At 46.2% G+C, this 14,030-nt stretch carries 10 protein-coding genes and 1 tRNA gene; 6 read left to right on the top strand and 5 right to left on the bottom strand.

Translation table 11 applies throughout. The annotated features are described in order from the left end of the window. Window positions 1-54 precede the first annotated feature (54 nt). Complete coding sequence (locus Q1A23_RS11705; protein ID WP_299823558.1) at window positions 55-693, bottom strand: hypothetical protein; 639 nt, start codon at window positions 691-693, stop codon at window positions 55-57. A 232-nt stretch (window positions 694-925) separates the two neighbouring features. Beyond that, window positions 926-2,125, bottom strand: a complete 1,200-nt coding sequence (locus Q1A23_RS11700) for a phosphoglycerate kinase (RefSeq protein ID WP_299823556.1) — start codon at window positions 2,123-2,125, stop codon at window positions 926-928. A gap of 789 nt (window positions 2,126-2,914) precedes the next feature. Here Q1A23_RS11700 and Q1A23_RS11695 point away from each other — a divergent pair. The 4 genes from Q1A23_RS11695 (at window position 2,915) to Q1A23_RS11680 (ending at window position 8,899) form a co-directional block, all read left to right on the top strand. After that, window positions 2,915-5,617: a D-alanine--D-alanine ligase gene (locus tag Q1A23_RS11695; protein ID WP_299823554.1), complete on the top strand. Its 2,703-nt coding sequence runs from the start codon at window positions 2,915-2,917 to the stop codon at window positions 5,615-5,617. Between the two features lie 84 nt (window positions 5,618-5,701). Next, window positions 5,702-6,478 carry a PASTA domain-containing protein gene (locus Q1A23_RS11690; RefSeq protein WP_299823552.1) on the top strand — a complete coding sequence of 259 codons (777 nt, stop codon included), beginning with the start codon at window positions 5,702-5,704 and terminating at the stop codon, window positions 6,476-6,478. Window positions 6,479-6,790: 312 nt separating this feature from the next. Further along, the gene (locus Q1A23_RS11685; protein ID WP_299823550.1) at window positions 6,791-8,590 is read left to right on the top strand and encodes a T9SS type A sorting domain-containing protein; all 1,800 of its coding nucleotides are present in this window, start codon (window positions 6,791-6,793) and stop codon (window positions 8,588-8,590) included. Between the two features lie 3 nt (window positions 8,591-8,593). Beyond that, window positions 8,594-8,899, top strand: coding sequence for a rhodanese-like domain-containing protein (locus tag Q1A23_RS11680; RefSeq protein ID WP_299823548.1), 306 nt, complete (start codon window positions 8,594-8,596; stop codon window positions 8,897-8,899). An 86-nt stretch (window positions 8,900-8,985) separates the two neighbouring features. Here the strand turns inward: Q1A23_RS11680 and Q1A23_RS11675 are convergent, their stop codons facing one another. Beyond that, window positions 8,986-10,275 carry a site-2 protease family protein gene (locus Q1A23_RS11675; RefSeq protein ID WP_299823546.1) on the bottom strand — a complete coding sequence of 430 codons (1,290 nt, stop codon included), beginning with the start codon at window positions 10,273-10,275 and terminating at the stop codon, window positions 8,986-8,988. After that, window positions 10,262-10,897, bottom strand: coding sequence for an HAD family phosphatase (locus tag Q1A23_RS11670; RefSeq protein ID WP_299823544.1), 636 nt, complete (start codon window positions 10,895-10,897; stop codon window positions 10,262-10,264). The genes Q1A23_RS11675 and Q1A23_RS11670 overlap by 14 nt, the downstream gene beginning before the upstream one ends. 92 nt (window positions 10,898-10,989) lie before the next feature. Here Q1A23_RS11670 and Q1A23_RS11665 point away from each other — a divergent pair. Further along, window positions 10,990-11,063 (top strand) — tRNA-Ile (locus Q1A23_RS11665). Window positions 11,064-11,452: 389 nt separating this feature from the next. Further along, window positions 11,453-12,508: a serine hydrolase domain-containing protein gene (locus Q1A23_RS11660; protein WP_299823542.1), complete on the top strand. Its 1,056-nt coding sequence runs from the start codon at window positions 11,453-11,455 to the stop codon at window positions 12,506-12,508. 11 nt (window positions 12,509-12,519) lie between these two features. Here Q1A23_RS11660 and Q1A23_RS11655 read toward each other — a convergent pair whose 3' ends face one another. After that, window positions 12,520-13,941, bottom strand: a complete 1,422-nt coding sequence (locus Q1A23_RS11655) for a S41 family peptidase (RefSeq protein WP_299823540.1) — start codon at window positions 13,939-13,941, stop codon at window positions 12,520-12,522. Window positions 13,942-14,030: the final 89 nt, after the last annotated feature.

The following is a 14,030-nucleotide window of genomic DNA, read 5'->3' as shown; positions in this document are numbered from 1 at the left end:
TGCGAGGCGTAGCCGAAGAATAGGGTATAAATTGTGTTACCTAATTTTATTTTTTTAGAGCTTTACCATATTAGTTATCCCATAAGTATAGCTTCCTTTCGGTAACCTTTCAATAAAGCCTGAGAAAAGTTTAGCAAGACTTAGTTCAGTTTGTAGTGTCCTTAGGATTTTCCTAACATTAACAATTTCTGCTAAACTGCCATTCTGATATTGCTCGTTTTCTGGTTCCCAATATGAGTAAATGCGGTAATTCCCTTTTGATCCTATCTCGAACACATAGTTTCTTCCGTCAAACCCTTGCGGGTAGCCTTCAATTTCATCAGAGTCAGGAAGAGTCTCTATGTTCGCGCTGTGGAGCGTGTAGATAAGATTTCTAACAGTTAGGGGAGATATTTTAGTTTTATGTATAAGTGTCTCTTCCTTTGGCTTTTTCCTTGTGCCAGAATTTTTAGTTACATAGTTAACTATGTGTCCGTCAAATGTGGAATCATTAAACTGTACCAGTTCCACTACTTGCATGCTGTTATACCAAATTCGATAGGTCTTTACTTGACCTGCCAAATCAAGAGTAGTCATTCCAAGCTCTTTTGCGTCTTTATCAACTATGGTTTTCCAATACGCTTGCCGTTCTGTTATCTGCCCGAGCGCAGATAAGCTTATAAGTAGAACGACAATCAATAATGGAAACTTCATCGTTATAATTTTAGGTAACTAGCAGCTAAACATAAGCACCCCTAGCGATATAAAAGGATGGTTGTTGTGTTGCTAGTGCTATGTGCTTAGCTATATTGCTATTACAATATATAAATTGAAAATGAAATTCCTATGTATATAATCTAAATAGATACTGGAGAGGAAATAAAAAAACTCCCCAGCAGCTTTGTAGCGGCTGGGGAGTTTTTTTAAATATGCTTAAAGTATAAACTTAGTAGTCGTCGCGTTCGATAGCGGCTACACCTGGCAGCGTGCGTCCTTCCATATATTCCAACAGCGCACCGCCACCCGTAGATACATACGATACACGGTCAGCGTAGCCTAGCTGGTTAACAGCTGCAGCAGAGTCACCTCCACCAATCAGGGAGTAAGCGCCACGGCGGGTTGCTTCTACTACAGCCTCTGCCACAGCTTCTGTGCCTACAGAGAAGTTAGACATCTCAAACACACCCATCGGGCCGTTCCAAAGTATGGTTTTAGAATTAGCGATTACCTCGGCATACTGAGCACGTGCTTCCGGCCCAATATCAAGGCCCATCCACATCGGTTTAATGTGGTGGCTCAGGCAAGTGTCTACGTTGGCATCGTTGCTAAATTCATCGGCAATCACAGAGTCTACCGGTATCATCAGGTTTACACCTTTCTCGCGGGCCATGGCAATTAGGCGCTTCGCCAGGTCAACTTTGTCTGCTTCTACCAAAGACGAACCAATGTCGCCACCGTCAGCCTTCACAAAAGTATAAGACATACCACCGCCAATCAGCAGGTTGTCCACTTTGTCCATAAGGCGTTCTATGATCTGGATCTTATCAGAGATTTTAGCACCACCCATGATAGCGGTGTAGGGGCGCTCTACTTTATCAAGCACGCGTTTTGCATTTTCAAGCTCAGCCTGCATTACATAGCCCATTACTTTGTCTTTGGGGAAGTAGCGTGCAATTACTGCAGTAGAGGCGTGCTCGCGGTGCGCTGTTCCAAAGGCATCGTTTACATACACATCGCCTAACTTAGACAAACGCTCTGCAAACTCAGGGTCGCCCTTTTCCTCTGCCTTATGAAAACGCAGGTTTTCCAGCAGCAGTATCTCTCTTGGCCTTAGCTCAGCAGCCATCAACTCAGCCTCAGCGCCTGTGGCATCCTCAGCAAAACGAACAATGGTGTCAAACTCATCTGCTAGCCTGTCAACTAAGTGGCGCAGCGAAAATTTCGTTTCTGGCCCGTTTTTAGGCCGGCCCAGGTGCGACATCAGGATAACCGCGCCGCCATCGTTCATGATCTTGCGAATGGTGGGTACAGCCGCACGTATGCGGGTATCGTCTGTGATATTATACTTGTCATCAAGGGGCACGTTAAAATCAACACGCACCAATGCCTTTTTGCCGGCAAAGTTATACTGCTCTACGGTTTTCATGAGGTGATTTAGGTTTTGTTACTCGTTGTTCGTTATCCGCCGAATTTTGTTGCCATAAATCTACGGTGAAGCAAATATAGTGAAATGCTAATACTAGTAGAGTTAGATTGTTTATTGGTGGTGGTTGCTTGTTTTTCCGCAACTCCGGTTTCAACTGCTTCTGCTTGTCTGAGGTGGAGAGTTTATACTAGCTGCCGCTCTTCAAAGAATACGTTTCATAGAAGTCGCTAAATCATTCCACCTGCGCCCCTCCCGAAACAAGCTGGGACCTGCGGCTTCAAAGTCATAGATTTCGAACTGGATTCGGAGGTGGACTGTCTGCTTTTGCTTTAGCTGAGGCTCATGTTTCATTGCTGATGCCATTCCTGCGGACAGGTCGCGACCTGTCCCTACGAAGGTGTAAATCCACCCCAGCCCCTCCGAGGTGGGGAATTGGTGCCTGTTGCAACAGCCGCCGGCGAAGAAGTGTCCATCCCAGTCCTTGGGTTGAGCGCCTTCTATTGTTGCGGTGCCCGTTAGGGTAGCCGGAGCAGCGCGGAGGCAGCTTTCAATAGACAGCGCTCAACCCAAGGACGAGCCCTTGCGGGCTTGAGCGCACCAAAGCCAGAGGTGAAAGTATAGGCAGGTTAGACTAAGGAACAGCAGCAGCTCGATATAAAACAAGAAACAGGAAAGAACAAATCAAAAGTATAAAACCCTCCTATACTTTGATAAAACCTAAAATTGAACTAGAATAGCAGCTTGTAACTTTGTAAATAAATTGACACCCGATTTATTACCTTTGCATTAATGAAAGTAGGAATAATCTTTGGCGGGCCATCACGTGAGCGCGAAATCTCTTTTGCAGGTGGCCGTACAGTATACGATAATTTAGATAAAGCTCTCTTTGAGCCGGTTCCGGTGTTTGTAGACAGCCTGGGCAACTTCATTCTCCTGGACTGGCAATTTATTTACAAAGGCACCATCCGCGACTTTTACCCACCGGTGGATGCCCTGCCGGAGACCGAGCATGGTTTGCAGATTTATTTAGAATCGTTGGGTGAGTTAAGTATGGCCGAGCAGGACGCCATTATTGCCAAGGCCGGTAAGCGTTTGCAGCCAAACGAGTTTAAAGAGCATTTTGAATTCGCGTTCTTAGCATTGCACGGCCCGTACGGCGAAGATGGCGCTATTCAGGGACTGCTGGAGTGGTACCATATTCCTTATTCCGGCTCTGGTATACTTCCGTCGGCCATCGGTATCGATAAAGCTGCTCAGAAAGAACTGCTGAAGCAAAACAACTTCCCGACACCGGACTACAGAACCATACAGTATGCCGATTGGGCAAAGCAGGAGCAGCGCGAGCAGATATTCCATACTTTAGTTGAAGAGCTGGGATTGCCGTTAGTGCTAAAAGCGCCGCACCAGGGTTCTTCTATCGGGGTGTCTATTATTAAAGAGAATGATTTTGCGGCTTTTGAGGCTGGCGTAGAGCGTAGCTTCTTTACCAAAACCATTTACAAGAGCCAATGGGTGGCGTTAGGCGAGGAGAAGCAGCTGGTTGCCATGAAGCAACTGGTAGATATCCGGGAGGGTATCGGAATGCCGGTGATGCTGGAGGATGGCACCATTGTGTACCACCCCGAAGAGCTACTAAACAAAATCAACCATACTTTCAACGCTGCCGCCGCAGATAGCATTACGCTCACAAACATTGAGCACGAGCAGCAAGTGTTAGTTGAGGCCTTTATCCAAGGCAGGGAATTTTCGTGCATTGTAGTTCAGGATGAGGCAGGGGAGCCAATCGCTTTGCCTCCGACTGAGATCGTGAAGGGCAGCGAAGTGTTCGACTACCGTTCTAAGTATCTGCCGGGCCTGAGCCGTAAGATCACGCCGATAAACCTACCAACAGAGCAGATACAGGAGATAAGAAAAGCTACAAGCAAGCTTTTCAAAGACTTCGGCTTTAATGTATATGCCCGTCTGGATGGTTTTATTACTGATAACGGAGAGATTTTCCTGAACGACCCGAACACAACCTCCGGTATGTTGCCGTCGTCATTCTTCTTCCACCAGGCAGCTGAAATTGGCTTAAACCCATCACAGTTCCTGACCTATATTATCCGGACCTCTATTGCTGAGCGCCTGAAAACCGGTAAGGATACAGTTAAACTGACGCGCCTTCTGGGTAAACTTGACAAAGCAATACGAGAAGAACAGGCGCACCGTGCGGAGAAGATTCGTGTGGGTGTGATCATGGGTGGCTATTCTTCGGAGCGCCATATTTCAGTGGAGAGTGGCCGTAACATCTACGAAAAACTTTCTTCGTCTACAAAGTATGAGCCGCTTCCGATTTTCCTGACAGGCAGCAACGAAGCCCACCGTTTGTATACTATCCCGATCAACATCATGCTGAAGGATAATGCAGACGATATCAAAGAGAAAGTACACTACTTTGAGCAGGGAGGCAAGCCGCACCCGATACTAGCCGAGATTGCCAAAGAAGCCGAAAGTATAACCAGAAAGTATACCGGCCGCAGCCTGGAGGAGCCGCAGCGCATCACCTACAGCCAGCTGAAAAATTTGGTGGATGCTGTGTTTATTGCCCTGCACGGAAGGCCAGGCGAAGACGGTGCTTTGCAGATGGAGCTGGAGAAACTGTACATCCCGTACAACGGTTCCGGCATCCGCTCATCGCGCATCACCATCAACAAATACGACACCAACGAGATACTGGCACAGCACGGCGTTCCGGTGGCTAAACATGCCATGGCGTTTAAAGAAGACTGGCTGAACGATAGCGAAGCCTTCTTCCAAAGTATAGAAAGTGAGTTTAAGTACCCGTTCATTGCCAAGCCAGCCGACGATGGTTGCAGCTCTGCCGTAAAAAAGATCAAGAACCGCCAGGAGCTGGAAGCTTTTACAAAACTCATGTTCCGGGAGATGGAGGAGCTGGATACGGAATGTGCCCGTACCTTATCGCTTGGCTTTAAAGAAGAGTTTCCGAACAAAGCTGGCTTCCTGGTAGAAACGCTAATCTCTAGAGAGGGAGCGAAGCACTTCCTGGAGATAACCGGTGGTTTGCTTACAAAGTATGCGCCTGACGGTACGGTTAGCTATGAAGTGTTTGAAGCATCGGAGGCTTTAGCAGAAGGAGAGGTGTTATCGCTGGAAGAAAAATTCCTGGCCGGCGAAGGACAAAACATCACGCCAGCGCGTTATGCTACTAACCCGGAGCGCCGTCAGAAGATCTCTGACCAGGTAAAAGAAGATCTTAGAAAAGTAGCACAGATTTTGAACATTGAAGGCTACGCCAGGATAGATGCTTTTGTACGCGTGCTGGAGAACGACGAAGTGGAGACGATAATCATCGAAGTGAACTCGCTTCCGGGAATGACACCTGCGACTTGCATCTTCCACCAGACAGCGATAAACGGTTATAAGCCTTACGACTTTATAGACCGCATTCTGCAGTACGGCATGGAGCGCACCAAAATGAAGACCACAGTATAATTGAGTTAAAGAGTTTTGAAAGCCGAGAAAAGTAGCGTAAAAGTTTTATGCCTTTTGCTAACGTCTTTCATCTAATTAAAACCCATGTTTAAAACAAATTCATTTGTAGATGTTCTAAAACATCTGGCCATTATGGCAGTCATTGTTGTGGCGCTTGTGTTTGGCTTTTTTTACGTTTACCTGCCATCTACCACTAACCACGGCGAGAGTATTTCTGTGCCTAAGATAGAGGGAATGCAGCTAGCCGATGCCGAGCAACTGCTGGAAGACCAGAACCTGCGCTTTTACATCAATGATTCTACGTACAAGCCAGACCTGAAGCCCTTCCAGATACTGACGCAGGACCCCGCACCAGGAGCTAAGGTGAAGGAAAACCGAAAAATCTATATCTCGGTGAACATGAAAAATCCGCCGATGATCAAGATGCCAAAGCTGATTGATGGTTCGGTGAAAAATGCGGAGCTTATACTTAAAAGCTATGACCTGAAGAAAGGCCAGCTGACTTATGTGCCGGATTTGCAGCAGGGCGCAATCCTGAAGCAGTTTGTTAAGGGCAAAGAAGTGAAGCCCGGCGATTTGATTCCGAAAGGTTCTGTAATTGACCTGCATGTAGGCGATGGCTTGGGTAACTCAGAGTTTGAGATGCCAACTGTAGTGGGTATGCCTGTTGATGAGGCTTCGGTGATGCTGGTAGGGCAGGGGCTGCAAATCGGGAACATTATTTATGTGCCTGGCAGCGAAGAACCAGATGGTACTGTTGTAAAGCAGCGTCCATTTGCTGAGATAGGCGCCACGATACGCGTAGGCGAATTAGTTGACCTTTGGGTAGCCGGTACAGAGCCTATCCAGGGTATAGAATAAGACACTCTAAATATCATTTAAAAAGCGCCTGTGCAGTAATGTGCAGGCGCTTTTTTGTGTCTTTATTGCTTCTCCTATAATTATAAAAAGATAAGTATGGCGGTTTTTTATGGTGACAGGGACATTGAAAAGACAAACAGCCGTTACTAGCACAAAATATACCTGCGTTATCCTAAAGTCTGCTTTAGTATCAAAGGCCATTCTCTCTAAAACAAAGTATAACTAAGTATAGTAAAGTGCTCAAATGTCGTAGGCTTTGCTTATTTTAACGTTTTAATCGCCACACAACGTACCTGACGATACACCTGAATTATGAAAAGAACGCTGGCATTTATACTTTTTATACTTGGTTGTAATGCTGCTGCTCAGGCGCAAGCAGTATTAATGCCCTTGCTTGAAGAGCAGCGCCAGCCAGAAAGTATACATGTAGCCTTACGCCAGACAGCAGCTCCGCTAGCATTGCCTTTCTTCGATGATTTTGCCACAGCCGCCATTGCACCAGATCCTAACAAATGGCTAAATGGGGGAGTATATATTAACAACCGCTACGCGCAGGAGCCGATAACTAAAAACGTAGCCTCTTTTGATGGACTGAATGCTAATGGACAGCCTTATGCACCAGGTTCTGTGGGGGCGGGCGCATCAGACACTTTAACCTCGCAGCCTATACTTATAGGCAATCTTGTTCCATCAGATTCTGTTTACCTGAGTTTTTACTGGCAATCGGGTGGCCTGGGAGATATACCTGACAGAACGGAGCTGGTGTATTTGCTGGCAGAGTTTAAAGATGCGGCAGGTAACTGGCAGGAAGTATGGCGACAAAATGGAACAGGAGAGGTTTCTGAATTTACGCAGGTTTTCATCGGCTTAAGAGAGGCCCGGTACTTCCACGATGATTTTCAGTTCAGGTTTAGAAGTATAGGATTGCGAAATGGATTGGCAGATGTCTGGAATGTAGATTATATACAGCTGGACAAGAACCGGCGCAAAGGGCAGAACACTACCCGCGATATTGCCATCAGCCAAAGTGTAAGCAAGCTACTGAAAAACTATACGGCAATGCCAGCTGTGCAATTTATGCAGAACATGCAGGGCGAGTTGGCTACAGAGGTCAGCGCAACCATAAATAACCTTGGCAGTTTGCCCGGTGCCATCAGCTGGAGAGGCTATATCAAAAAATTGAACGAAGCAGCTGCCGATACTTTCCTGCGCAACCAGGGATTGATACCGGCCAATGCGCGCCAGTATACTATAAACGGTGCTCCACGCATCGATAACCTGACGTTGGATAAGAATGGATTTACTTTACAACATGGTTTCCGGCTTATCACAAACGAACCTGACTTACTGGAAAGAGCCAATGATACAACACAGCGCAAAACCGTTTTCGCGAATTACTATGCTTACGACGATGGTACAGCAGAGGCTGGCTTTAGCTTTGTAGGCTCCAGCAGCACGCAGGTAGCCCAACGCTTCGATCTGAACCAACCCGACCAACTGGAAGCTTTCAGGATATACTTTCCGAGAGTAAGAACAAATCTGGCTAATACCTCCATTGTGTTTAAAGTATGGAGCGATAACGAGGGCTTGCCGGGAGAAACATTGCACCAGCAGAGTTTCCAGGTGCAGTACAGCGATACTTTAAACGAATTTTATGAAGTGCAGCTAAGCAAATTAGTGCCGGTAACAGGTGCTTTTTACATTGGTTGGCAGCAGCCGGGTAATTTATTCCTTAATGTAGGTTTTGATAGGAATGAGCTTGCCACAGGGCGCAGGTTTTTGTTTACTACCTTAAACAACTGGTCCGAAGATACGCAGCTGCAAGGTGCCCTGATGATGCGCCCTGTGCTGGTAGGAGAGGCCCTTGGCCTGGAGGAGGAACTGGAGGCAGCGCGCATCAAAGTATTTCCTAACCCATCTGCCAACGGCAAAATTTTTATTGAGGGAGAATATGAGAGCCTCACAGTTTATACTATAACGAGCCAGCAGGTGCACCAGCAAAAGTATGCCGCTAACAAACCATTGAACCTTAGTAAACTGAGTCCCGGCTTATACACTATTCGTATACAAACCAGAAAAGCTATTATCACGAAAAAAATAATCTTAAACTAAATCATGATCACATCATCTGACATTACAGTAGAAGAACTAAAAGAGCGTCTTGCAAAAGGAGAAACGCCGGTTATAATAGACGTTAGAGAAGACTGGGAGCACCAGGAAACAAATATTGCCGGTGCCAAAAATATCCCGCTTGGGGCGCTGCCGCAACAGCTCGAAGACCTGGAGGAACTGAAAGACCAGGAGGTGATTGTGCATTGCAAATCAGGAGCCAGGTCATCTACGGCAAAGGCATTTATGAAGCAGCAGGGCTTTAATAATGTGCGTAACCTGTTAGGTGGAATAACAGCTTATAATGGTTAAAAGCTGAATATACTATCAAAAATGGCCGCAGCACTATACTTGTGCTGCGGCCATTTTTGATAGTAGTACTTTGTGATAGCCTCAGCTTACTCCACTATAAAAGGAGAGGGGCTGAAGCAAAGTATAAAGATTACGAAGGCAAGTATACCTAGCACACGTCTTGCTGGTGTTAAGGGTGTTTCGATAACGCTGGAAGGGTGGAACAAGCCCATAACCCTGGAAAGCAACAGGCCAAATACAAGCCAGCCGCCATACCCATCAGCTGCCGGGAAGAAGAAGACAACAAGCACCTGTGCCGCTACAATTATGCCTGCCAAGTATAAGCTGTACTTGATGTGCGGCGTAGCTGGCTGCAGTACAAAAACAAGGTACAGCAAGTAAAACGGCCACATCCATACATAAGCTTCAATAGCTGGTAGCAAGCCTGCAATGCTGTACTGCAGCAGCAGCATACCCATGGTGGCAGCCAGCGCATGTTGCCTGTTATCCAGTATTCTCCAGAATGCCCAGTAAGCGAACGGCGCTAAAATAACCAATAAGTCTTCGGCCCATAGCGGCGCATGGTACGGCGAGATTACCCCAAGCCCTGCATAAAGTATGAATAAGCTGAAGAAGATAGGAGAGAGCCTGTTAAATCGCTTGTACCCGATTAAACCATACAACACGTGGCCGCCATCCAGCTGACCGATAGGCAGCAGGTTAAGCGCTGTAAAGAACAAGGCTAAAAAGCCCGCAAACAGCAGCGGGTAGTGCATCATCTCATATTGGTTAGGCACCAGCGCAGGATCTGCCACATAGCGCTCCAACAACACAAATAGCAGGTTCTTGCCCAAAGCCAGGCTACCGAATCCATCCTGATAGGCATATTGCGCATAGTCTAAACCAAACTGCCTGTATTCCGGGTGTATGGTAAAAATATACTCCGGCTCTGGCAGGTGGGTAAAGGCATAAAGCAGCAAAGGTATAGCCACTACAAAACCAGCCAGCGGCCCGGCAATGCCAATGTCAAAAAACTGCTGCCGAGACAGAATACGGCTCTTGATGCGGATAAACGCCCCCATCGTACCGATAGAGGAGGTTATGCCAAACCAAAGCGGTATGTAGTAAGGCAGGGTAACGTTGGTGCGGTAGTACTTTGCAGTAAAGTAATGCCCGAACTCATGCACCGTAAGCACCCCCAGGAACGGCAGCGAAAAGTATAAACCGGCCAAAAACTCGTCCCAGCTTATACTTCCCGTCCAGGTAAAGCCCTCTCTGCCTACAAAAAACAGCTTGCCAAATGTCCACTCGGTACCGGCAAGGGTTGTGGTTACCAGCGTTAAACAAAAAAGCAGCAGGTGCAGGCCATACGTTTGCCCCTTGCTAAATTGCCTCATTTGCAAAGAACTCGTTTATGGTAAGCGGCGGCTGCAGGTGCAGCGTTTGTATACCTACTGCTCTGGCGCTTTCGATGTGTTGTATGCTATCGTCTATAAAGAGCGTTTCGTCTTTAGCCAGGTTATGGCTGTTCAATATCATTTCAAAAATGGCGGCATCAGGTTTACGCTTGCCTACCAGGTGCGAGTAGTATGCTTCTTCAAAAAGCGAATCCAGGCTAGGTATGGAGAAACTGTGCGCCACTATTTGATTAAAGGCCTCTAAGTGGATGGCGTTGGTGTTGCTTAGCAGGAAAATGCGGTATTTTTTACTTAACTCACGCAGCAGGTCAATACGTTCCTGTGGTATATCCAGCAGCATGGCGTTCCAGGCCTGGTCTATCTGCTCATCAGTTACATCGCGCATCTGGTAGGTTTCACGCAGGTTGTTCCTGAAATCTTCAGGAGAGCTTTCGCCGGTCTCGAACAGGTCGAAAAGGTGCGACTGTTCTTTTTGGCTGTACTGCACCTGGCAATCATCTTTACAGAGTTTCTGCAGCTCATCTATGCTCTTTTTATAATCTATGTTGATGATAACTCCGCCCAGGTCGAAGATGATATTCTTGATATTTGTAAGCTCCACGAAAAAATATTTGATTAGTATTTGATATATTGAATACAAATATGTAAAATTGCACTCCCAAATCAAAGAAAGCACTTCTAAAGAAAGGGAACGGGCCTATAGCTCATTCGGTTAGAGCAACTGACTCATAATCAGTAGGTGCCTGGTTCGATTCCAGGTGGGCCCACTAAAAATCAGCCACTTACGAGTAAAATCGTTAAGTGGCTTTTTTTATTTGCACCTAATCAGAGTGTGAATTTGCCTTTGCCTCTTAGATAACCTGTATCATTTAACCGCCAATAAAGCAGCGCCGTTGATGTATTGGAGGTGAAAAGGAAGTATGCATTCAGGTTTTTTCTTTAAAATTGCTACGTTGAAGCCTTTAGTGGTTTAAGCTTTAACCTACCTAATTCACAACTAAGGTTTATAGTGCCTTTTACGATTGGCAACACTTTTGTCGGCCATCAAATTGCAGCTGTTTGAAACACGCTTTACTTTGTTTGCCTGCGGCAAAGGCAGGAGATCCAGGTTTATACTTTCAGAACTATACTTTATCTTCAGCCCAAAACTATACAAATGCCCATATCGCTACACAACGCACTCGATAACCTGATGCAGGCAACTTACAGGAAAGGCCGACCCGGAGCTGCCTTGCTTTTATCTTTGGGTGGAGAGTTACTTTTTGAAAAAGGCTATGGCTGCGCAAATTTAGGCACATCCGAAAGTATAACGCCTGCCACTAACTTTAGATTGGCCTCTGTATCCAAGCAATTTACAGCCATGTGTGTGCAGCTGCTACAGCAGCAGGGCTTGTTAACCTACGAAGACAAATTGTACGGTTATTTTCCAGCGTTAATTCATTTCGGCGGCGATATAAGTATAAATCATCTTATCTGCCATACTTCCGGGCTGCCAGACTTTGAGGAGTTTGTTGAGGATGACAGGCAGGAGCAGGTAAAGGAGAGTGAAGTGCTAAGGATTACAGCAGCGCAACCAAGATTATACTTTAAGCCGGGCTCGCAATATCGCTACAGTAATACAGGCTATGTGCTGTTAGCTTTGCTTGTCGAAAAGGTGTCGGGCATGCCTTATGCAGAGTTTCTGCAAAAGTATATTTTTGAACCGCTGGATATGGCCAATACGGTGCTGTACGAAGCTGGCAAACGTATACCAAACCGTGCCATAGGCTACGCTCGCAACGCAGCAGGAGAAGTAATTCTATCTGACCAAAGCGCCTGCAGCGCCACCAAAGGCGATGGCTGTATTTATACTTCGGTACACGATTACCTGAAGTGGCACGAGGCGCTGCTAACCAACGATGCCTTTAAACTTGACGCTACTTTAGAAAATATAAGCACCACCATCGGGAACAACCCAGGATGGCGGTATGGCATGGGGTGGTTCTACGCCAATCGCAGCAACGGCAGCCATGAGTTTTACCACACCGGCAGCACCTGTGGCTTTAGTAACCTGGTAATACGTGTACCGGAAAGTCAGCTACTAGTGGCGTGTTTTTCTAACATAGCCGATAACCCATACTTGCTAACCAGCCTCATTGATGTGCTGCAACAGTACCCTGAAACACGGTTGGAGTCTGATCTTGTGCGGCAGCTACTGGGGCTGACAAGGTAAGCAGGGCTAAGTTAAGGCTTTTGAGTAGCTGAGTTCAGTAAGGTCTGTAGCGTGTAGTTTAGTATCTCGTCCTCCTCATCAAGCAGGTGATCTTTTACAACGTGGTCAGGTACAACACCGGCTAACTTTTCATTTCCGTTGGGCCGTACGATGTAGCCTTTGGGCACCTTTACCATGATGCCTGTTTTAGGTAAATTAAACGAGAACTGTGAGGCATACAAGGTGGGCACATCTCCTGTTTCTTCTCCTACTATTGTGGCAAAGCCATAATCCTGCACGAGTGCTGCGCTAACGGCTGCCATGGAGTAGGTCTGGCGGTTTACTAATACGTATACTTTTCCTTTAAAGCGTTTGGCCTCAGCAACCGGGTTTTGAATGGGTTGGTCGTAGGCAAAAACTTCGCCGTTTTCGTGGTTAAGTATGGCTGTAGTGTAGGCGTCCATTTCGGTGGCATTTTTCTTAGTATGTTCCTTCAGCACTTCGCTTGTCTTTAGCTCAAACTTCGAAAACCACCTAAAGGGCTTATCTGCAAAGTATGAGATCAGGTAATCACTATAGGCATTGTGGCCGCCGGAGTTGTTTCTTAAATCTACAACCAGGTTTTGAGTGTTCTTTGTGTTTATGTCTGTGAAGGCAGCATCTACAAAGGCTTTAAACCTCTCTTCACCGTCTGCTTCCGAAGAACTGAAAGGGCCGGGATTGATATAAGCCACAGCATTTATGTGCTTAAAAACACGTGCATTGTTCAATATCTCACCGCCACGCTTTGTCTCGTAATCCATTACCGGGATGGCCTGCAAAGTATAAGTTGCCTGCTTTCCTTCTTTCGTTTTTACTTTAACCGCAAAAGTCTCTTTTGCTCCTAATACAGACCAGTATAACCTCGGGAAAGACCAGAACTCAAGTTTCGCATTTTTAAAATATGTGCGCTCTGCCGAAAGAAAGGGGTGTATAGCTTCCTGTATACTTTTAATCGGTGTTTTGTCTATACTTATAACCTGATCTCCGACAGTAATATTTGCGTTTGCTGCATAGTTTTTACGCACATAAGCGTGGTTGTTCTCGAAAGCCAGCTCTAGCGGAAAAACTGTCCCTCCGTTTTGGGCATATGCAATATAGGGTTGAGCTGGAAAGTCTACTTCGCAATGCCCCACATTGCCAACGGCTGTAAACTTCTGGAAAAGCTTAGTAGTCTCTAACAAGCTTAAAGAGTCTGTCCCGATGGATTTTTGAATAGCTGCATACGCCTTGTCATACTTATTCTTGCTAACATACGCAAACAAATTATAATGCGCGTTTTCCAGGGTTTTGTATAGGTAGGCTACATCAGCCTTTACATCAGCTGCTGCAAACTTTAGCTCCTGCTGCTGCGCTACAACAGCCTGCAGCGCCGTAAAAAGTATGGCAAATGTAAACTTTAGCTTTTTTTTCATGCGTGAGGCTATTGCTGTATGGCTTAAAGGTAACTTGTTTGCCAAATGGCAGGTTGTGCGTAGATTAACGATTTTATCTAAGTCAAAGC

The sequence above is a fragment of the uncultured Pontibacter sp. genome (assembly GCF_947492645.1).
In the GTDB taxonomy this organism is placed as follows: domain Bacteria; phylum Bacteroidota; class Bacteroidia; order Cytophagales; family Hymenobacteraceae; genus Pontibacter.
Note: the sequence above shows the minus strand (reverse complement) of the source record. Positions and strands in the feature narration are given on the sequence as shown.

Excerpts from the sequence above, each read along its gene's own strand:
- Q1A23_RS11705 (WP_299823558.1), bottom strand. The coding sequence starts at position 693 with ATGAAGTTTCCATTATTGATTGTCGTTCTACTTATAAGCTTATCTGCG.
- Q1A23_RS11700 (WP_299823556.1), bottom strand. The coding sequence starts at position 2,125 with ATGAAAACCGTAGAGCAGTATAACTTTGCCGGCAAAAAGGCATTGGTG.
- Q1A23_RS11695 (WP_299823554.1), top strand. The coding sequence starts at position 2,915 with ATGAAAGTAGGAATAATCTTTGGCGGGCCATCACGTGAGCGCGAAATC.
- Q1A23_RS11690 (WP_299823552.1), top strand. The coding sequence starts at position 5,702 with ATGTTTAAAACAAATTCATTTGTAGATGTTCTAAAACATCTGGCCATT.
- Q1A23_RS11685 (WP_299823550.1), top strand. The coding sequence starts at position 6,791 with ATGAAAAGAACGCTGGCATTTATACTTTTTATACTTGGTTGTAATGCT.
- Q1A23_RS11680 (WP_299823548.1), top strand. The coding sequence starts at position 8,594 with ATGATCACATCATCTGACATTACAGTAGAAGAACTAAAAGAGCGTCTT.
- Q1A23_RS11675 (WP_299823546.1), bottom strand. The coding sequence starts at position 10,275 with ATGAGGCAATTTAGCAAGGGGCAAACGTATGGCCTGCACCTGCTGCTT.
- Q1A23_RS11660 (WP_299823542.1), top strand. The coding sequence starts at position 11,453 with ATGCCCATATCGCTACACAACGCACTCGATAACCTGATGCAGGCAACT.
- Q1A23_RS11655 (WP_299823540.1), bottom strand. The coding sequence starts at position 13,941 with ATGAAAAAAAAGCTAAAGTTTACATTTGCCATACTTTTTACGGCGCTG.